Origin of the sequence: Neobacillus vireti (assembly GCF_036962345.1) — a bacterium.
GTDB lineage: Bacteria > Bacillota > Bacilli > Bacillales > Cytobacillaceae > Neobacillus > Neobacillus vireti_A.
Genome location: NZ_JBALNB010000019.1, coordinates 234,910 through 254,628, shown reverse-complemented (window position 1 = coordinate 254,628; position 19,719 = coordinate 234,910). Strand labels below are relative to the sequence as shown.

Below are 19,719 nucleotides of genomic sequence, written 5' to 3'. Positions count from 1 at the left end.
AGAGGATATTGTCCTTCTCCCGATTATTCTAGAAGGCGCTTCCGCCTTATTCCGCGACTTTCTCTAAATTCCCATTTCGGTCCATTTTAAATTTTGTCGCAGGTCTTTCTTCTTCCTCGAACAATACCAGCTTGCGCGCGCGGTTCATGATCTTCATGAGTGTCTCGTAATCTTCTTGGATGGTTTCGGTGTTTTGCTCAAGACCCTCAATTTTTGCAGACATTTCTTCATTTTGCTTGCGCAGCTCTGCAATTTCGCGTTTCAATCTTTCATTCTCACTTTTTAATGCTTCATTTTGAAGATTGGAATGATTAAAGTTTTGTAAGAAATCAATAACGCTGTCAATTGATAAACCAGATGACGCAGCTGGTGTTGGTACAGGTCTGTACGTTGGAACTGTTGGCTTTACATAGGTTTCAGTTGCAGCTTCAGTTGATAAATCTGGCATTTCCATACTAGTCTCCATAGGCATTTCTACGGATGTTGATAGTGTTTCGAAATCAGTTGTTGATGGGACTGGAGGATTGTAGAGTAACTTTTTCTTTCCTCCTTGGTCTTTCCCTAAAACTCTTTGTCTTTGTTTCCGTTGCTTTTTTGCTAATTGTAAGGCTTTTTCGTAGCGATGGCGCACAACGGCATTCCATCTGAAACCACAGGCTGCAGACGTCCGATTTAACTTGTCACCTACCTCTTCAAACGCGTTCAACTGGGTACTGCCTTCACGTACATGGCGAAGGACCGTTTCAGCTAACAATAGATCATCTTCATCTGTCCAAGCATCTTGACGAACTTTCATATCTTTCAACTCCCTTAATAAATAATGACAATGAACTCATGACGAGTTTTTAAAAGTTCTAGTCTTATCTTGGACAAGATATTCAAGCTTTATACCAAAATCTTGCAAGGATAATAGTTTTTTTAAATGAAAGAGTTACAAGGATTGCTAAAGCTCAACTTTGGTGCTTTTTGGAACAAAATTTAAGAAAAGAGCCTGCAAACTAAATCTTAAGCGCAAAATAGCCTTTTGCACGTTAAAATCGGCTTTACGATTTTAACAACGAAGCTTATTAAACAGCCATTGCTAAAGATTGCAACTTGCAATGAGTGGATAGAAATTGTAAAATACCTAAGGAGTTAAACCGTAAATATATTGGATAAAATAGTAGTAATAGAAAGCAAAGAAAGGGTGGAAGTAATGTCAAATGAATTCCGCGTGTGTGATGATTGTCAGGCCGTGAATTTAAAGACATTAATCCCTCGTTTGAAAGAATTGGATCCTGAAGCTGAAATTAAAATTGGCTGCCAATCCTATTGTGGACCTGGCCGGAAAAAAACATTTGCCTTTGTCAATAATCGTCCGGTTGCTGCCCTAACGGAAGAGGAATTAATGGAGAAAGTAAATAAAAAGTTAAAATGATCACCTATGACTAGCGAGCCTTAGGTGATTTTTCTTTTCATCTTAATGTCGAAAAATCCTGCAGAAAATTGTTGGAAATTGGGATATAATAGAAGAAAGTTTAGAGGAAGAGGGAAGAGAATGCGATATTCGGCGGAAAAACTGAATGAAGAAAAAGTGTTTAAAGACCCTGTTCATCGCTACGTACACGTACGTGACCGTGTGATTTGGGATCTGGTCGGAACAAAAGAGTTTCAACGTTTACGCCGTATCAAACAGCTTGGTACCACCTTTTTGACCTTTCACGGTGCAGAGCACAGCCGTTTCAACCATTCTCTCGGAGTATATGAAATTGTCCGCCGCATCATTGACGATGTGTTTGCAGGCAGACCGGAATGGAATGATGAGGATCGTCTCCTTACGCTATGTGCCGCACTCCTCCACGATTTGGGGCATGGACCATTTTCCCATTCATTTGAAAAAGTGTTTGACTTCGATCATGAAGAATTTACCCAAGCTATCGTATTAGGAAATACGGAGGTTAATGCGATCTTAAAAAAGGTAAGTCCAGATTTTCCTCAGCAAGTGGCAGAAGTCATTGCGAAAACATCTGCAAAAAAGCTGGTCATCAGCTTGATTTCCAGTCAAATTGATGCCGATCGGATGGATTATCTGCAGCGCGACGCCTATTTTACCGGGGTAAGCTATGGGCAATTTGATATGGAGAGAATTCTTCGCGTTATGAGACCGAAGGAAGATCAAGTGGTCATTAAAAAAAGCGGAATGCATGCCGTTGAGGATTATATTATGAGCCGCTATCAGATGTATTGGCAGGTTTATTTCCACCCTGTATCCCGCGGTGCGGAGGTCATTTTATCAAAAATTCTCCACCGTGCGAAGCAGCTATATGAAAACAATTATTCTTTTAAATATGAACCGATTCACTTTTATACTTTCTTTACCAATCAGGTAACGTTAGAAGACTATCTAAAGTTAGATGAATCGATTATTTTGTTTTATTTTCAAATTTGGCAGGAAGAAGCTGACCCGATAATAAGTGATCTTTGCCGGCGCTTTGTAAACCGCAATCTATTTAAATATGCCGAATTTGACCCTGCAAAGGAATATAAGAAGCTCGCAGAATTAACGAGGATGTTTGAAAAAGCAGGGATTGACCCGGAATATTATTTAGTGGTCGATTCATCGTCCGACTTACCATACGATTTTTATCGTCCAGGTGAAGAAGAGGAACGGCTGCCGATTCATTTATTAATGAAAAATGGGGAATTACGAGAGCTTTCCCGGGAGTCGGAAATTGTTGACGCCATTTCTGGTAAACGGAGAACGGACCATAAGCTGTATTTCCCTGCTGATTTTTTAGAGGACGATTCCTCAAAAAAAGAGATTAAGAAACAAATACGTGCTCTATTAGAGATATAACCTTGGATTAGGAGATGAGGAGTGTGTTAAAAGACCACGCCAAACTGATGCAGGCGATTTTAGTATCCGGAGAAATTATCGGGAGAAAAAAGCTGCAAAAGATGATATATATTGCAAAAAAGGTGGAATTTCCATTTCAAGAGCGGTTTCAGTTTCATTTCTATGGTCCCTATTCGGAAGAGTTAACATTACGGGTCGAAGAGCTATGCAATATGGGGTTTCTCAACGAGGTCAAGGAGAAAAAAGGCGGTTACTTTCAATATCGTTACACCCTGACAGACACGGGAAAAGAGTTTTTAAGCTTAAACGAAGTGGATATGCCGTTTTTGCAGGATTGCCTTGGAGATATGAACGAACAAAATGCTAGATTCCTCGAGCTTGTTTCGACTGTTTTATATTTTGATAATCTATCAAAGGAAGAGGTAGCTGAAAAGGTATTTACCTTAAAGAGCAGCCAGAAATATACAGAGGAAGAAATTGATCAGGCTTACGCTTATATTGAATCGCTGAAAGAAAAAGCAAAGCTAACTGTTCAATAATGGAAAAGTGTCTGTGTCTTTGAATTCATGTTCAAAGATACAGACGCTTTTTTAATTAAAAATAAATATGAATTTTTCAACTTTGAGAATTGTCTAGCGCAAGCAGCCTAGGGGCTCGGGTCATAAGCTTGTCTAGTTTCGGCTCCTTGGGACTCGAGTCATAAGCCACCCCCTGAAGAAGGCAAAAAGCGCCTTCTTGCAGGGTTCGTCTTATGCCATCGTCCCAGGACAGTCGCCTCCACATTTCTGACAATCCGTCAAGAAGGTTAAAGAACAACCTTCTCGCCGGCTCGTCTTATGCCTGTCGCCCCTAGGAAAAATTGAACTGCATTTTTCCCTGGACGAGGCGCTTCCGCTTTTCTATTTATCGCTTGCTCTTACACCCGCGACTCCGTAATGTTCTTTTTGCATTTCTTCAATGAAAACGACAACGGCTTCTTTAGGGGCTCCGGTTGTTTCGCTGACAGCATCCGTCACTTTTTCAACGAGTGCTCTCTTTTGGTCGTCGGTACGTCCTGGCAGCATTTTTACTGTAACATATGGCATGGTTTACTCCTCCTTTGATTACTACAAAGATAGTTTAGCAAACATTTTCATTTTATATCCAGTTTAAGGTATACTTATAGGAAAAAAGAGGAGAAGGGGAAACGAATTTGGAAGGATTTCTTGCCTATTCACTGAGGGACATTCCCTATGTCGCGATTACGTTAATGATTGCGTTTACGTTTCATGAATTTGCTCATGCCTACGTTGCCTATAAATTCGGGGATCATACGGCACAAAAGCAGGGGCGATTGACATTAAATCCGCTTAAGCACCTAGATCCATTTGGGACGATATTAATTTTCATTGCTGGATTTGGCTGGGCTCGTCCTGTGCCAGTAAACCGCTTTTTCTTTAAAAAGCCGCGCCTCGCAGGGGTGTTGGTGTCTGTTGCAGGACCACTTAGTAATTTAGTATTGGCGCTGATCGGATTTTTAGCTGGGTATGGATTAGCGCGAACTGGATTGGGAGCAAATCTGACAGGTTTTTATGAATTCCTGGATATTTTTAATTGGCTCAACCTAGTTCTGTTTGTATTTAATTTATTGCCATTCCCGCCATTAGATGGCTACCGAATTTTGGAGGATTTGGCGCCGAACGATATCCGGGCAAGAATGACGCAATTTGAACAGTACGGTGTATTGATCTTTCTGATTTTGGTCATTACTCCTCTTGACCGCTACACCATCCAGCCGATTTTTCAATTCATACTTCCTGGACTATGGGAAGGAATCGATCTTTTCTTTTATAATTTGTTTTTTTAACTTTACTAGCGCAAGCAGCCTAGGGGCTTACGCATTACTATATAGGAGGTTTCGAGTTTTAATGAAAGAAAATAAGAAGAAATTGGGCTTTAATATAATTAAACCGGATCCGACAGATGGACATAAGGGCTTTGGCAAAGGGGCTTTGAGCCTTGATAATGTTTCTCCTGTAATTATTGATGTTGATGCCGGTGACGCGATCATAGATGTCGGCGCAATGCATGCGCGCAGTGTGGTTGAGAAGGGAATTAAATTCCTGAAGACCAAGGAAGAAGTTCCAAATGCGAAACCTTATTGGCTTGTATGGGTAACGGTGGACCGGAACCAAGAGGGTCCTTATTATGCGGGGGTGACGGCCTGCGAAATGACAGTAGACCGGGAAATTCGCCGCGGTTATAAATCCCTGCCTGAGCACGTCAACCGCATGGATAAATCGTTAAAAAGACATATCATCGTCAACCATATGGATGATAAATCAAAAAAAATCTTATCAGATTTCCTGAAAAATCATAATCAAGATATGTGGAATCATTCGACAGAGGAATTGAAAAAGGGGTTAGCGGTGGAATAAAATATTTTTACAATAGCATTTTTTAGTAATTCGTTGTAAAATTATATACAGTGTGTAAACACTGTAAGACTAGGACAGGAAAAGCTCCGGGGCTTAAATCGCTTCCCGGAGCTTTTCTCATTTTACCAGTTAAATATCCTCTTATACCAAGGGTCCTTTGGATCCTTTTTATTTTTTACAGGCTTTTCATTATTATGGTCTAAATGATCGATGCAGTATTCGGTTGGTTCGGTGCCTGCCACGAAATAGGTAAAGCGGCGGACAGGACAGTCCTTTGAAGCAAGCTTGCCGTTTTCAGGATTGACGTAAACCCCTTTAACTCCCTCTTTCGGAGGGGTAAATCCTTTAACAGGCTTACCCTTCAAGGATTCCTCCATGAACTTTGCCCAGATGTTTTTTGCGTAGCTTTTTTCAGCCGTAAGGGTAATCGGCTTACCAACATCATGACCTGCCCAAACAGCGGTAACCAGCTGCGGAGTAAATCCAATCATCCAGCTGTCTGTTTCCGTTGAACCGGATTTCCCCGCATAAGGACGAGTGATATCATCAATAAGGGAGTTGCCGGTAACCTTCGCATAGCCATTCAGCTTCTTATCAAACATCCCTGTCATCATTTGTGTCATGACAAAAGCTTTAGCTGGGTCTAACACCTTTTCGGCTTCGGGATTACTTTCATAGATAACATTTCCATTATAGTCTTCTACTCTTGTAATCAATGTCGGCGTAACCTTTTTTCCGCCATTGGCAAATTGGCTGTAAGCATTTGCCATTTCGATGACCCGGACTCCTGAAGTTCCTAAGGCAAGTGACGGAACTTCATCCATTTTCGTCGATATCCCAAATTTTTTCACCGTTTTGATTAATGTTTCCGCACCTATAAAAAGATGCGTTTTGACAGCGTAAATATTATCAGAAACAGCAAGTGCCTGGGCTAGGGTAATTTCCCCGTCGGCATACTTATTATTAAAGTTATGCGGTGCATATTCTGACCGATTATCATCCATTTTGAAGGTCGTTTTTTCACTTCTTAATGTGGAGGATGGTGTGAATCCTTGACTAAGCGCCGCATAGTATAGGAGCGGCTTAATGGTTGAGCCGGGCTGCCTGACAGCTTGAACAGCTCGGTTAAATGGACTTTGTTCATAATCGCGTCCGCCCACCATCGCACGTACATGACCATTTTTCGGATCCATGGCAATCAGACCGACTTGAATTTCTGAATCACTTGCAATGGTTTCTTGAATTTGTTTTTCGGCTGCTTCCTGCTGCTTCAGATCAAGCGTTGTATAAACCTTTAGTCCGCCGAGAGCAATCGTTTGTTCATTAAGCTTAAGCTGATTTTTCAAGGCGTTTTTAACAGCGTCCTGAAAGTAAGGGGCTGCTTCTACCGTTTTATGTGGATGTTTACCGACAAAAGTAGGTACAGTTTCCTTTGCCTTTTGGGCTGTCTCTTTGTTTATATAGTCATTTTCAATCATTGAGTTTAGAATAATGGTTTGACGCTTTGTCGCATTTTCCAATGATGCTAACGGTGAATATAGACCAGGTCCTTTTGGAACACCTGCTAACATCGAGCTTTCAGCAAGGGATAATTCAGAAGCATTCTTTCCAAAATAAAATTGGCTGGCTGCCTGAACACCATAAGCACCGTGACCATAGTAGATGGTGTTTAAATAGCCTTCAAGAATTTCTTCTTTCGAATAATTCATCTCAATCCGTATTGCATAAAAGGCCTCATGTAGTTTCCGCGCCCATGTTTTGTCGTGCTCTAGAAAGAGATTTCGTGCATATTGCTGGGTAATGGTACTGGCTCCCTGAACCTTTGCCATTGCCTTTACGTCTGCAAGGAGGGCACCGGCAATTCGTTTATAGTCAAAACCATTATGGTCATAAAAATTTTTATCTTCTATTGAGATGGTGGCATTGATTAAATCTGGCGAGATTTCTTCGAGGGGTACCCAATACCGTTTTTGACCGCTATTGCTCTCGCCTATCAGGGTTCCGTCACTTGAAAAGAATAAAGTAGATTGAGGAACAGCAAGCGGCGGAGCACCGAGAATTTTGGCATAACCAAGAATTCCAAGAAAAACAATCATCATACAGCCAAAGCCTATCAAACTAATGAAAATAAACGCACGCAAGTATTTAATTGTTTTTCGAAACCCATGATTTGTTATCAATTCCACAGCAATACCCTCCTTCACCAAATTTGAAAAATCCCATTCACATTTTTTCAGAAAAATCCCATAGTAATAGTATTGAAACAAAAACCAGTTTTTAAACGACCAAATAGAAATTTTTTCTAGGGTTTTGATAGATTTTGCTAGACTTTTCTTTATGTTTGTAATTCAATAGTTTGGGTACTATAAAAAAGAAAAGCGGAAGGCGCCTGCTTATCGGCAACAGGCATAAGACGAGCCGGCGGGAAGGTTGCTCTTTAACTCTTCTGACGGATTGTCAGAAAGGTGGAGGCGACTGTATTGGGACGAAGGCATAAGACGAACCCTGCAAGAAGGCGCTTTTTGCCTTCTTCAGGGAAAAATGCAAGTCAAATTTTTCCTCGGGGGTGGCTTATGACTCGAGTCCTAAGGAGCCGAAACTAGACATGCTTATGACCCCGAGCCGATGGCGCCTGGAGCTAGACCGTTATCTAATTAAAAGTATGTGGAAGGATGATGAGGATGTCGATTTGGTTCACAGAGAAACAAACCGAAAACTTTGGAATCACCATGAAAATAAATAGAACTTTACATACGGAACAAACTGAGTTCCAAAAGCTTGATATGGTGGAAACAGAAGAATGGGGCAAAATGCTTCTTTTAGATGACATGGTTATGACCTCTGTGAAGGACGAATTTGTTTACCACGAAATGGTGGCACACGTTCCATTGTTCACACATCCAAATCCAGAAAATATTTTAGTTGTTGGCGGCGGCGATGGCGGCGTTATTCGTGAGGTATTAAAGCACCCAAGCGTGAGAAAGGCAACGCTGGTCGATATTGATGGCAAGGTAATTGAGTACTCGAAAAAATATTTACCTGAGATCGCAGGTAAGCTTGATGACCCACGAGTAGATGTGCGTATTGATGACGGCTTTATGCATATTGCAAAAAGTGAAAATGAGTATGACGTGATCATGGTAGACTCCACTGAGCCAGTAGGGCCGGCGGTAAACTTATTTACAAAAGGGTTCTATGCGGGAATCTCGAAGGCGTTAAAAGAAGATGGAATCTTTGTGGCGCAGTCCGATAACCCTTGGTTCAAGGCAGATTTAATTCGCAGCGTCCAGCGTGACGTCCGTGAAATCTTCCCGATTACTCGTCTGTATGTAGCAAACATTCCAACATACCCAAGCGGACTATGGGCATTCACCATCGGATCCAAAAAATACGACCCGCTAGAAGTAAGCGAAGACCGCTTCCACGAAATCGAAACCAAATACTACACCAAAGAACTGCACAAAGCAGCATTCGTATTGCCGAAGTTTGTTGGGGACTTGGTGAAATAGATGCGGTGATAGAGTAGCGGTGACAGTGTTGCGGTGACAGGCACCGCCCGTGGACACTTTCCACCTCAGGCGGACAGTTAGTGACTGAAACGAGTATGAAATAGGGATTATGGTCACTATAGAGAGCTTATAGTGACCGTAATCTGGTTGAAATTGAAATTAGGGTAACATAGTGGTTTATCTGATTTATTACATATACATATAAGGTGAGGTTAGAAAGATGCGTTTTGATGAGACATACTCTGGTAATGTGTTTATAAAGAGTCATCCGAGTTTTGAGGAGAGCAGGGTTGTGCTTTACGGTATGCCGATGGACTGGACGGTGAGTTTTCGTCCGGGTTCCCGCTTCGGTCCTGCTCGTATTCGTGAAGTATCAGTTGGTTTAGAGGAGTACAGCGCCTATCTAGATCGTGAGCTGGAAGACGTGAAATATTTTGATGCCGGCGACATACCGCTTCCCTTTGGGAATGCGCAAAGAAGCTTGGATTTGATTGAAGAGTTTGTGGATCAAGTTTTGGCTGCTGGTAAGTTTCCTTTTGGGATGGGCGGCGAGCACCTGGTGTCTTGGCCTGTCATGAAGGCAGTTTTCAAGAAATACCCTGATTTAGCAATCATTCATATGGACGCACATACGGATCTTAGAGAGAACTATGAAGGTGAACCATTATCGCACTCCACTCCGATTCGCAAAATTGCTGAACATATCGGGCCGAAAAACGTGTATTCGTTTGGTATCCGCTCTGGTATGAAAGAAGAATTCGAATGGGCGAAAGAGAACGGCATGCATATTTCTAAATTTGAAGTCCATCAGCCATTAAAAGAGGTACTTCCAGAGCTAGAAGGACGTCCTGTTTATGTCACGATTGATATCGATGTGCTAGATCCTGCGCATGCGCCGGGAACAGGTACGGTGGACGCTGGCGGGATTACCTCTAGGGAGCTGCTTGCCTCCATTCATGAAATTGCCCGCTCTGGTGTCAATGTTGTCGGCTGCGACCTTGTTGAAGTCGCACCTATTTACGATCCATCAGAACAAACAGCGAACACGGCAAGTAAGTTAATTCGTGAAATGCTGCTTGGCTGGGTGGAATAAAAATTTTTTTGGTGCCTGTCCCAATCGAGGGGCAGGCATCTTTTGAATTGTGTGGTTTCTATATGTATAATGATAAAAGTGTGCAATTAGAAAAATTCCAATGACCTGTAATAGGTTCATTTTTTAAAAAAAGGGTGTGCGTTTCGTTTGTCAATCCCTGAATTACCAGTGAAAATTAATGTAAAAACGACCATTGACCAAGATGAGACTTTTGAATTGTTGGTATTTGGTACATACTTTGAAAAAGGAAATACGGCCTATCTTCGCTACGAGGAAGCGATGGAAGAAGGAAGTGTCCGGACGATTGTGAAAATGGGCAGCGAGGAAGCCTTGATTTTACGCGGCGGTGCGGTTAAGATGCGCCTGCCATTTGAAGTGAATCGTAAGTTGAAAGGCAATTATGAAATGCCGTTTGGTCAGTTCGCAACAGACACAATGGCCAAGAGGATGGACTATTCCTATGAAAGTGGTAAAGGGCGCTTCAGTGTTCTGTATGATTTTTCAATGGAAGGTGCACCGGCGAATACATATGAGTTAGAAATAGCGTTTCAGGAGGAAAAAGGATGAACATAGTTGAACAGGTTCAAAGTAGATTAAAAGAGGAAATTCGGGCTGCGGTTGTGAAGGCAAATCTGGCAACAGAAGAGCAGATTCCAGATGTGATTTTGGAAATACCGAAGGAAAAGGCACATGGGGATTATTCCACCAACATGGCGATGCAGCTGGCTCGTGTTGCAAAGAAGGCGCCGCGCATGATTGCGGAAGCGCTGATTGAGAATTTTGATCATTCCAAAGCCTCAATTGAAAAAATTGAATTGGCGGGACCAGGGTTTATTAACTTTTATATGAACAATGCGTACTTAACGGATTTGATTTCGACGGTTCTTGAGGCTGGAGAAAAGTACGGGGAAACAAACGCTGGAGGCAAGGAAAAGGTTCAAGTCGAGTTTGTTTCAGCCAATCCAACCGGTGACCTTCACCTTGGGCATGCACGTGGTGCTGCAGTCGGTGATTCACTTTGTAATATTTTAGCGAAAGCAGGCTATGACGTTTCTCGTGAGTACTATATTAATGACGCAGGTAATCAGATTAATAATCTTGCCAAGTCGGTAGAGGCACGTTATTTTCAAGCGTTGGGTCAGGATAAGGCAATGCCGGAAGACGGCTACCATGGAGCGGATATCATTGGAATTGGAAAGTCACTTGCAGAAGAGTTTGGCGATAAGTATGTGAACGTGGATGAGCAGGAACGGTTTGAATTTTTCCGTGAGTACGGGTTGAAAGTCGAAATGGCGAAATTACAGAAGGACCTTGAGGACTTCCGTGTCTCGTTTGATGTTTGGTATTCCGAAACATCCCTTTATAAAAATGGAAAGATTGATGAGGCATTAAAAGTGCTTCGTGAGCGCGGCTATATTTATGAGGAAGAGGGCGCAACCTGGCTTCGTTCAACCGATTTCGACGACGATAAGGACCGCGTGCTCATCAAGCAGGATGGATCTTATACGTATTTGACGCCGGATATCGCATACCATAAGGACAAGCTTGACCGCGGTTTTGAAAAGCTAATCAATATTTGGGGAGCAGACCACCATGGTTACATCCCGCGGATGAAGGCAGCGATTCAGTCTCTAGGTTATGGTGCAGACGCCCTCGAGGTTGAAATCATTCAGCTTGTACACCTTTATAAGAACGGCGAGAAGATGAAGATGAGTAAGCGTACGGGTAAAGCCGTGACGATGCGTGATTTGGTCGATGAGGTCGGCCTCGACGCCACTCGTTATTTCTTTGCGATGAGAAGTGCGGATACCCATATGGACTTTGACTTAGATTTAGCGGTATCGGAATCGAATGAAAACCCTGTGTATTATGCTCAATATGCGCATGCTAGGATTTGCAGCATCTTGCGTTCAGGTGAAGAGCAAGGAATTACAGTGGATAAACATGCTGATTTTACATTAATCGGCGCTGAAAAAGAGATTGAATTATTGAAGAAGCTCGGCGAGTTCCCGCAGGCGGTTGGGGAGGCGGCGTTGAAGCGAGTGCCGCACCGCATCACGAACTATATCATGGAATTGGCGTCAACCTTCCATAGCTTTTACAATGCGGAAAAAGTGCTCGACAGCGAGCAGCCAGAGCGCACTAAGGCGCGCCTCGCGTTAATCAAAACCGTACAAATCACACTGCGCAACGCCCTCGCGTTGATCGGTGTCTCAGCTCCAGAAAAAATGTAAAATTGGTATGGCCCCCTTTAAGGGGGCTATTTTTATTGGGCGGCTATTTTTACTATTTACCTCTGCGTGAAGTGTCCATCTGGGGTGGAAAGTGTCCATGAGCGGTGACAGGCACCAATTATTCATCACTGCATATTTGACCGTTTTTTGGTAAATATTATTAAGGTAATTTTATGATGAGGAGTGGCCCTGATGAATGTAGGTAGAGCGAAGGAAATTGCAGAGTCTATGGAGTCTTATAATGTTACTTATGAGGGAAGTTCAGTAATCATTCAGCATGTGGATGAAAATACGAAGATGGCGCGGATTTATGCAAAGTCAGACCCGGAAAATGAGCGGGAAGTTCCAGTGTTAAACCTTATTGAAGAGTAGAAAAGAGTCTCCTGTAGAAGGCAACGGGTTCTCTTTAAGGGCAAAATACTGAAACAGGGTACAAAATCGCAATGATTTTCGTACCCTGTTTTTTATTGAACTATCATCGTTTTTAATCAAACGAAATTGGACTAGAACATAGCTTATCAAATAAAAAATTATGAATAGATATTAATTTGTATTAGATCTTCGGACAGAAGAAAGGAAATTTTATTGGTTGTGTCTGAAGTCTAGGCATCATCGGACAGGAGAAGGCAAAATTTCATTGGTTGTGTCCGAAGTCAGGGTATCTTCGGACAGGAGAAAGCGAAATTCCATTGGTTGTGTCTGAAGTTTGGGTATCTTCAGACAGAAGAAAGCGAAATTTCATTGGTTGTGTCCGAAGCTTGGGTATCTTCGGACAGGAGAAAGCGAAATTCCATTGGTTGAGTCTGAAGTTTGGGTATCTTCGGACAGAATAAAGCGAAATTTCATTGGTTGTGTCCGAAGCTTGGGTATCTTCGGACATAAGAAAGCGAAATATCATTGGTTGTGTCTGAAGTTTAGGTATCTTCGGACAGGAGAAAGCGAAATATCATTGGTTGTGTCCGAAGCTTGGGTATCTTCGGACAGGAGAAAGCAAAATATCATTGGTTGTGTCTGAAGTTTAGGTATCTTCGGACAGGAGAAAGCGAAATATCATTGGTTGTGTCTGAAGTTTGGGCATCATCGGACAGGAGAAGGCAAAATATCATTGGTTGTGTCCGAAGTCAGGGTATCTTCGGACAGGAGAAAGCGAAATTCCATTGGTTGTGTCCGAAGCTTGGGTATCTTCGGACAGAAGAAAGGAAATTTTATTGGTTGTGTCTGAAGTCTAGGCATCATCGGACAGGAGAAGGCAAAATATCATTGGTTGTGTCCGAAGTCAGGGTATCTTCGGACAGAAGAAGGCAAAATTCCCTCGTTTGAGTCTAAAGTCAAAATACAAGAAAAAGCATGGCGACTTCTTATCGAATACCATGCTTTTTCATTTAACTTTTGCACCTTAAAAGAGATTCCATTACACCTATTTCCTATTACACACCTTGTGAATGTTTATGGTTTGGCAATTTGCTTTCCGGGTCGTTATTGCCTTGCTTTCTATTTTTTTCTTGCTTTTTTTGGTTTTCGGCTAATTTTTGTACGAATTGGCTGGTGCTTTCCATCGACAATCCCTCCTTGTGTGAATCTGTTGTTACTTTAACCATTCCTCCTTGAAAAAATGCTGGGAGTTATTTCACCTCAATGGCTGCCCCGCTGATTCGTTTGAAACCGCGCACCTTACTCGTTTCCTCGACCAATCTCAATGTTGCTTGGTCTTTTGCCTTCGCCTCAATCATAAAATCTACATCCTGTCCGAATTCCTTCAGCATTTTTACAAATGGCAGAATAAATTCGAGGTCAACATAGTCGGCGTGAGACCGAAATTCCTTTTCGCCCTTAGGCGAGGAAATATGGATTTTCGGAACGAGGTCAACATGGTCCCATGTCTTAAAAATCCGCGGTATTAACTCCTCAAGCGGTGGTTCACAAAGGTTGGCCATGTGGTGATGAAAGTCAAACACAAATGGCACCTTTTCCTTTTCACAGGCAATCAGTGTTTCCTCTGTATTATAGGTTTTGTCGTCATTCTCCAAGGTCATGGCGCGTTTGATATGGAGCGGCAGCTTTTTTAGGTTTTCGTGAAACCGGACAATCGTTTCCACCTTATCCCCGTAAGCACCGCCAATATGAATATTCATCATGCCCCGGTCCTCGACGCCCATGGCTTCAAACATTCGATAATGATATTCCATATCGATGACGGCATTATCGGTTATTTTCACCTGGGGAGAAGTAAACAAAGTGTATTGATTGGGATGAAAGCTAACCCGTAAATGATGTTTTTTGATTAATTGCCCTAATTCCTTCCACTGTTTCTTAAAGGGAGTTACAAAGTCCCAAAACACCTCGGGATGCGTGGCTAACGGTACAATCGAACTTGAAAGCCGGTACAACTCAATTTCATGGGCAAGATTAAAATAAAACATTCGGAGCGTATGGGCTAAATTGAGTCGTGTGAGCTCTAGCAGTTTATTTTTACGCTCTTTCTCCGATAACTGCTGATAGCGTGTAAATGTTAGTGTCTTCGACGGTGAAGCGTCCCAGAGAGTGATGGCCGTCGATACATAGCCGAAGCGGATTTTCATGAAACAAACTCCTTACTATAAAAAGAATGAAATTGTACCGGCAATGCCTTCCTTTATGGACCTGAGAATGTTTCGCTTATTTAGGTCATTCAGCCTCAATGGTTTTGAATCAAGAACATCTTTATGGAGGACATCCCTAAACCGATCTACAAAGGCAGGGTCATAAAAATAGCAATTAATTTCTTTGTTTAAAAATAAACTTCTTTTATCAAAATTAGCCGTACCGATATCACACAGATGATCGTCAATGATGATTGATTTTGCATGGTAAAAACCATTCTTATACTGAAAAACCTGTGCTCCTGCTTTTAGCATCAAACGTAAATAACGGTATGAAGCCTCTTGTACAAGCATATGGTCAGTTATATAGGGCACAACAATGGTAATCTTAATGCCGCGCTGTGCCGCACGAAGCAGTTCATCGATGAGTTTTTTGCTTGGAATAAAATACGGAGTACCAATGGTAATCGACTTTTTTGCGTTTAGAATTAAGTGGAAATACTTATCTTCAAGGCGGCCTGCCTCCGTTGGAACAAGTTGATGTGGTACCGTCCCTTTGGGCTGCTCAGGAGCATAACGAGAATCAACTACCACATGGTCAGAAGCGTATTCATTCCAATCAATAAAAAATTCACGTTGCAGGTACGGCACACTTTCGCCGGTAATTTTTAAATGATAATCACGCCAGGGACTCAGCTTCGGATCTTGGTCGATATATTCTTTGCCAACATTAAAGCCGCCAAGATAACCAATTTTGCCATCAATAATTGAAATCTTACGGTGGTTCCGCACCTGGGAGGAATAAAAAAGGAATGGAAGCCGTAATCGATTGCTAAAGGCAAATTCAACACCTGCACTACGCAATTCTTTTATTGCCGGCTTTTTCACTTGATAACTGCCAACCCGGTCGACCAGCAGCCTGACTTCGACACCTTCCTTGGCTTTTTCTTTTAAAATATCTAAAAACTGCTGGCCAAAATGATCATCCCTAACGATGTAAAAGAGGATATGAATATGGCTTCGTGCCATTTTCAATTCATGAAAGTAATCAGCAAACAGTCCTTTTCCATGCGGGAAAATATCAAAGTTTCCGTATAGAATCGGGGTTTCCCGTTTGTTGAAAAAGGAGCGATGCCTTTTTCTCCCGATGGAAAGATCAAGATAAAACCAAACAATGATAAGAAGTATAAGAGCGATTACTATGGATGGTAAATTCATTCAGTACCGTCCTCCAATCCTAACTTTTATGTTTTCCAAACAGAGCTTATAGTATGAATCAAAAGAATTAGTGAAAAAACCCTTTGACTGAATGCTCATTCATTATATAATAGGTTTAATAGTAGTCAGAAAATTTTACTGTTTTCAAAATTTTCTACTAAAACCAAACAATTGGATATTACAAAACAAAGGGGGCGTTAATGAATGAATGGGCTTTTATGGGTGAATCTCATTGCATTTCTTGCTGTAACCGCTTACGCAGTCAGTCTGTTCGTTTACGTGGTTAAAACAAGGATTGCATTCATTAAGCTGGGGAAAAAGGTTGAGTTTGACAACAAGGTGAAAGAGCGAATGCAGAAAATCTGGGTCAACGTATTTGGACAGAAGAAACTGTTAAAGGACAAAAAAAGTGGAATCATGCATGTGATGTTCTTTTATGGCTTTATCCTCGTCCAATTTGGTGCGATTGATTTTATCTGGAAAGGGTTAGTACCAGGCTCTCATTTGCCTTTGGGACCGCTGTATGCTGGGTTTACTTTTTTCCAAGAAATCGTCACACTGATGATTTTAGTTGCCGTTATTTGGGCATTTTACCGACGTTATGTTGAAAAGCTCGTCCGTCTAAAACGCAATTTTAAATCGGGGCTTGTACTGATTTTTATTGGCGGATTAATGCTTTCTGTACTTGTCGGTAACGGAATGGGCATCATCTGGCATGGCCATGAAGCCACTTGGACAGAGCCAATTGCCTCATTGATTGCGATTATTTTTTCAGGAATTGGTGAAACCGCTTCGATTGTCATTTTTTATGTCGCTTGGTGGGTGCACCTGCTATTCTTATTAACCTTCTTAGTCTATGTTCCGCAATCCAAACACGCACACTTAATTGCCGGACCGGCAAATGTTTATTTTAACCGTTTAGAGAAACCAGGTAAGTTGAAGAAGGTCGATTTTGAGGACGAGTCCCAAGAATCCTTTGGGGTTGGGAAGATTGAAGATTTTACACAGCACCAAATGATTGATTTTTATGCTTGTGTGGAATGTGGACGCTGTACGAATATGTGTCCAGCAACAGGTACAGGTAAAATGCTGTCACCGATGGATTTAATCGTGAAAATGCGTGACCATTTAACGAATCATGGTGCCGCTGTTACCTCAAAACAGCCGTGGGTGCCGACTTTCGCGTTTGGCAACACCACTGGTAACCAAATCGCATTGGCTGCAAGTGGTCAAGGTGCCCAAGAATCAGCGGCTACACTTGCATACAATCCAAGCTTAATTGGCGATGTAATTACCGAAGAAGAAATCTGGGCGTGTACAACCTGCCGAAACTGTGAAGACCAATGTCCGGTTATGAACGAACACGTCGATAAAATTATCGACCTGCGCCGCTATCTTGTTTTAACAGAAGGTAAGTTAGACGCTGACGCTCAGCGCGCGATGACCAACATTGAACGTCAGGGTAATCCGTGGGGCTTAAACAGAAAAGAGCGCGAAAGCTGGCGTGAGGTTCGTGAGGATGTTGAAATCCCAACAGTAAAAGAGATGAACAAAAAAGGCGAAGAGTTCGAATACTTATTCTGGGTTGGATCAATGGGATCCTATGATAACCGCAGCCAGAAGATAGCCCTTTCCTTTGCAAAGCTCCTAAATGAAGCAGGCGTTAAGTTTGCCATTTTAGGGAATAAAGAGAAAAACTCAGGCGATACACCACGCCGTCTTGGCAATGAGTTCTTGTTTCAAGAGCTTGCAACAAAGAATATCGAGGAGTTTGAAAAGGCTGAGGTTAAGAAAATTGTCACGATTGACCCGCATGCCTACAATATTTTCAAAAATGAATACCCTGACTTCGGTTTAGAGGCAGAGGTTTATCATCATACCGAGGTTCTTTATGAACTGGTTCGTGACGGAAAGCTTGTACCTAAACATGCCGTCAATGAAAAGATTACCTTCCATGACTCTTGTTATTTAGGACGTTACAACGATGTTTATGATCCGCCAAGGGAGATCTTGAAATCAATCCCAGGTGTGCAGCTTGTGGAAATGGAAAGAAACAGAGAGACCGGAATGTGCTGTGGCGCTGGCGGCGGTTTGATGTGGATGGAAGAAGAAACAGGTCACCGCATAAACGTTTCTAGAACAGAGCAGGCACTTGCCGTTAATCCTTCAGTGATCAGTTCCGGATGTCCATACTGCTTAACAATGTTATCTGACGGAACAAAGGCGAAAGAAGTAGAAGAAAAGATTTCTACTTATGATGTGGCCGAATTGTTAGAAAAAGCAGTTTGTGGGGAAGTAGCTTAGGCGCTAGAGCTATACAAGTGTTCAGGCAGAAGTTGAATGTTTAATTAATTCATAAAATTTTGAGAATTTTTTGTAAAACAATTCAATTTTTGCCTTTTTTTATGTAAAATAGATAGTGGATAGGAAAACGTTTTCGGTTAAATTTTTTTTCGTTCTATTTCGAGCGAGCGTTCAGTCGGTAATGATTTAAAGCGATAAAAGGGAGAGTGTTTCACATGGGAAGATCAGTCATATTAAGCGGAGTTCGAACACCTTTTGGAAAGTTTGGCGGCTCTCTTAGCAGCTTAACGGCTTCACAGCTTGGCGGTATTGCAGTTAAAGAGGCGATTGCACGCGCTGGTCTAAATCCGGAAGAGGTCCAGGAAGTCATTTTAGGGACTGTTTTACAAGGAGGACAAGGACAAATTCCATCACGCCAAGCAGCGAGGGAGGCAGGACTTTCTTGGGAAGTAAAAACAGAAACCATTAATAAGGTGTGTGCCTCTGGGATGCGGAGTGTTACGCTCGGTGATCAAATTATCCGAGCTGGTGATGAAGAGGTGATTGTAGCCGGTGGAATGGAATCGATGAGCAATGCGCCATATATTCTGCCGAAAGCTCGCTGGGGCTTAAAAATGGGCGATTCGTCTGTAAAGGATTTAATGGTCCACGATGGTTTGAGCTGCAGCTTCACTGGCGTTCATATGGGAACATACGGGAATTCTACTGCAGAGGAAATGGAAATCAGCCGTGAAGCACAGGATGAATGGGCATTAAGAAGTCATCAGCGGGCAGTTGCTGCCATTGAAAACGGAATTTTTGCAGAAGAAATCGTATCTGTCACCGTACCTCAGCGAAAAGGGGCGCCGGTTGTCGTTGAACATGATGAATCACCACGAAAAGACACCTCTATTGAAAGACTTTCAAAATTAGCACCTGTGTTTAACTTTGACGGCACGATTACGGCCGGAAATGCACCTGGTGTCAATGATGGTGCGGCGGCACTCGTCATTATGAGTGAAGAAAGAGCGCAACGAGAAGGCCGAAAGCCGGAAGCGGTGATCTTAGGTCATGCAGCAGTAGCCGTCGAGGCAAAGGGCTTTCCACAAACACCGGGACTTGTCATCAACAGCTTATTGAAAAAGACCGGGAAAACAGTAGACGAGATTGACTTGTTTGAAATTAACGAGGCGTTTGCAGCCGTAGCATTGGCGAGCAGTCAAATTGCCGGACTTGATACCGAAAGGCTTAATGTTAATGGCGGTGCGGTCGCATTGGGACACCCAATTGGAGCGAGTGGTGCTCGTATCATTATCACGTTAATGCACGAATTGAAGCGCCGCGGCGGTGGAATTGGTATTGCCGCGATCTGCAGCGGCGGCGGTCAGGGCGATGCGGTTATGATCGAGGTGCCAAGGAGTTAATTTTTTTCCAGATAATGTCTAATTGTCCAAAAGGACTTGATTTTTAGCCAAAACAGCTTGGAATTTGTCCAAAAGCCGGTAAAAATTGTCCAAAACACTTGGGAAAATAGCCAAAACACTAAGAAA

The 19,719-nt window shown here is 42.4% G+C and carries 18 protein-coding genes; 12 read left to right on the top strand and 6 right to left on the bottom strand.

Annotation, left to right across the window (positions count from 1 at the left end):
• Positions 1-46 precede the first annotated feature (46 nt).
• Positions 47-796 (bottom strand): RsfA family transcriptional regulator, encoded by a 750-nt coding sequence (locus V7108_RS23135; protein WP_335569571.1) that lies wholly within the window; start codon positions 794-796, stop codon positions 47-49.
• Positions 797-1,195: 399 nt separating this feature from the next.
• Between V7108_RS23135 and V7108_RS23130 the strand changes: the two genes are divergently transcribed.
• From V7108_RS23130 to V7108_RS23120, 3 genes are all read left to right on the top strand, one after another.
• A complete protein-coding gene (locus tag V7108_RS23130) occupies positions 1,196-1,417 on the top strand; it encodes a DUF1450 domain-containing protein (protein WP_179598768.1) in 222 nt (73 codons plus the stop codon).
• Between the two features lie 120 nt (positions 1,418-1,537).
• Positions 1,538-2,836, top strand: coding sequence for an HD domain-containing protein (locus V7108_RS23125; RefSeq protein WP_335569570.1), 1,299 nt, complete (start codon positions 1,538-1,540; stop codon positions 2,834-2,836).
• A gap of 23 nt (positions 2,837-2,859) precedes the next feature.
• A complete protein-coding gene (locus V7108_RS23120) occupies positions 2,860-3,375 on the top strand; it encodes a YwgA family protein (RefSeq protein ID WP_335508844.1) in 516 nt (171 codons plus the stop codon).
• A 360-nt stretch (positions 3,376-3,735) separates the two neighbouring features.
• Here V7108_RS23120 and V7108_RS23115 read toward each other — a convergent pair whose 3' ends face one another.
• Positions 3,736-3,921 (bottom strand): 2-hydroxymuconate tautomerase, encoded by a 186-nt coding sequence (locus V7108_RS23115; RefSeq protein WP_045515968.1) that lies wholly within the window; start codon positions 3,919-3,921, stop codon positions 3,736-3,738.
• A gap of 107 nt (positions 3,922-4,028) precedes the next feature.
• Here V7108_RS23115 and V7108_RS23110 point away from each other — a divergent pair, with 107 nt between their 5' ends.
• A complete protein-coding gene (locus V7108_RS23110; protein WP_335508846.1) occupies positions 4,029-4,682 on the top strand; it encodes a site-2 protease family protein in 654 nt (217 codons plus the stop codon).
• A gap of 61 nt (positions 4,683-4,743) precedes the next feature.
• Complete coding sequence (locus tag V7108_RS23105; RefSeq protein WP_335569569.1) at positions 4,744-5,253, top strand: YwhD family protein; 510 nt, start codon at positions 4,744-4,746, stop codon at positions 5,251-5,253.
• A gap of 122 nt (positions 5,254-5,375) precedes the next feature.
• On the opposite strand, the gene V7108_RS23100 is transcribed toward V7108_RS23105, so the two are convergent.
• Positions 5,376-7,439: a transglycosylase domain-containing protein gene (locus tag V7108_RS23100; RefSeq protein ID WP_335569568.1), complete on the bottom strand. Its 2,064-nt coding sequence runs from the start codon at positions 7,437-7,439 to the stop codon at positions 5,376-5,378.
• 495 nt (positions 7,440-7,934) lie between these two features.
• Here V7108_RS23100 and speE point away from each other — a divergent pair, with 495 nt between their 5' ends.
• The 5 genes from speE to V7108_RS23075 all read left to right on the top strand — a co-directional run bounded on the left by speE (position 7,935) and on the right by V7108_RS23075 (position 12,461).
• Complete coding sequence (speE, locus tag V7108_RS23095) at positions 7,935-8,762, top strand: spermidine synthase (RefSeq protein ID WP_335569567.1); 828 nt, start codon at positions 7,935-7,937, stop codon at positions 8,760-8,762.
• A 220-nt stretch (positions 8,763-8,982) separates the two neighbouring features.
• Positions 8,983-9,855 carry an agmatinase gene (speB, locus tag V7108_RS23090; protein ID WP_335569566.1) on the top strand — a complete coding sequence of 291 codons (873 nt, stop codon included), beginning with the start codon at positions 8,983-8,985 and terminating at the stop codon, positions 9,853-9,855.
• 147 nt (positions 9,856-10,002) lie between these two features.
• Complete coding sequence (locus V7108_RS23085) at positions 10,003-10,422, top strand: DUF1934 domain-containing protein (RefSeq protein WP_335508856.1); 420 nt, start codon at positions 10,003-10,005, stop codon at positions 10,420-10,422.
• On the top strand, positions 10,419-12,089 hold the full coding sequence (gene argS / locus V7108_RS23080; protein ID WP_335569565.1) for an arginine--tRNA ligase: 1,671 nt from the start codon (positions 10,419-10,421) through the stop codon (positions 12,087-12,089). Before V7108_RS23085 ends, argS begins: the two co-directional genes overlap by 4 nt.
• A 192-nt stretch (positions 12,090-12,281) precedes the next feature.
• Positions 12,282-12,461 carry an H-type small acid-soluble spore protein gene (locus V7108_RS23075; protein ID WP_335508861.1) on the top strand — a complete coding sequence of 60 codons (180 nt, stop codon included), beginning with the start codon at positions 12,282-12,284 and terminating at the stop codon, positions 12,459-12,461.
• A 1,055-nt stretch (positions 12,462-13,516) separates the two neighbouring features.
• Here V7108_RS23075 and V7108_RS23070 read toward each other — a convergent pair.
• From V7108_RS23070 to cls, 3 genes are all read right to left on the bottom strand, one after another.
• A complete protein-coding gene (locus tag V7108_RS23070) occupies positions 13,517-13,645 on the bottom strand; it encodes a DUF4023 family protein (protein ID WP_335508862.1) in 129 nt (42 codons plus the stop codon).
• 66 nt (positions 13,646-13,711) lie between these two features.
• Positions 13,712-14,668 carry a UV DNA damage repair endonuclease UvsE gene (gene uvsE / locus V7108_RS23065; RefSeq protein ID WP_335508864.1) on the bottom strand — a complete coding sequence of 319 codons (957 nt, stop codon included), beginning with the start codon at positions 14,666-14,668 and terminating at the stop codon, positions 13,712-13,714.
• A gap of 15 nt (positions 14,669-14,683) precedes the next feature.
• Complete coding sequence (cls, locus tag V7108_RS23060; protein ID WP_335508865.1) at positions 14,684-15,886, bottom strand: cardiolipin synthase; 1,203 nt, start codon at positions 15,884-15,886, stop codon at positions 14,684-14,686.
• Between the two features lie 204 nt (positions 15,887-16,090).
• Between cls and V7108_RS23055 the strand changes: the two genes are divergently transcribed.
• Positions 16,091-18,190 (top strand): heterodisulfide reductase-related iron-sulfur binding cluster, encoded by a 2,100-nt coding sequence (locus tag V7108_RS23055; RefSeq protein WP_335508867.1) that lies wholly within the window; start codon positions 16,091-16,093, stop codon positions 18,188-18,190.
• A 215-nt stretch (positions 18,191-18,405) separates the two neighbouring features.
• A complete protein-coding gene (locus V7108_RS23050) occupies positions 18,406-19,593 on the top strand; it encodes an acetyl-CoA C-acetyltransferase (protein ID WP_335569564.1) in 1,188 nt (395 codons plus the stop codon).
• Positions 19,594-19,719: the final 126 nt, after the last annotated feature.

Coding starts and splice junctions, on each gene's coding strand:
- V7108_RS23135 (WP_335569571.1), bottom strand. CDS start 796: ATGAAAGTTCGTCAAGATGCTTGGACAGATGAAGATGATCTATTGTTA.
- V7108_RS23130 (WP_179598768.1), top strand. CDS start 1,196: ATGTCAAATGAATTCCGCGTGTGTGATGATTGTCAGGCCGTGAATTTA.
- V7108_RS23125 (WP_335569570.1), top strand. CDS start 1,538: ATGCGATATTCGGCGGAAAAACTGAATGAAGAAAAAGTGTTTAAAGAC.
- V7108_RS23115 (WP_045515968.1), bottom strand. CDS start 3,921: ATGCCATATGTTACAGTAAAAATGCTGCCAGGACGTACCGACGACCAA.
- V7108_RS23105 (WP_335569569.1), top strand. CDS start 4,744: ATGAAAGAAAATAAGAAGAAATTGGGCTTTAATATAATTAAACCGGAT.
- speE (WP_335569567.1), top strand. CDS start 7,935: ATGTCGATTTGGTTCACAGAGAAACAAACCGAAAACTTTGGAATCACC.
- speB (WP_335569566.1), top strand. CDS start 8,983: ATGCGTTTTGATGAGACATACTCTGGTAATGTGTTTATAAAGAGTCAT.
- argS (WP_335569565.1), top strand. CDS start 10,419: ATGAACATAGTTGAACAGGTTCAAAGTAGATTAAAAGAGGAAATTCGG.
- V7108_RS23075 (WP_335508861.1), top strand. CDS start 12,282: ATGAATGTAGGTAGAGCGAAGGAAATTGCAGAGTCTATGGAGTCTTAT.
- V7108_RS23070 (WP_335508862.1), bottom strand. CDS start 13,645: ATGGAAAGCACCAGCCAATTCGTACAAAAATTAGCCGAAAACCAAAAA.
- uvsE (WP_335508864.1), bottom strand. CDS start 14,668: ATGAAAATCCGCTTCGGCTATGTATCGACGGCCATCACTCTCTGGGAC.
- cls (WP_335508865.1), bottom strand. CDS start 15,886: ATGAATTTACCATCCATAGTAATCGCTCTTATACTTCTTATCATTGTT.
- V7108_RS23055 (WP_335508867.1), top strand. CDS start 16,091: ATGAATGGGCTTTTATGGGTGAATCTCATTGCATTTCTTGCTGTAACC.
- V7108_RS23050 (WP_335569564.1), top strand. CDS start 18,406: ATGGGAAGATCAGTCATATTAAGCGGAGTTCGAACACCTTTTGGAAAG.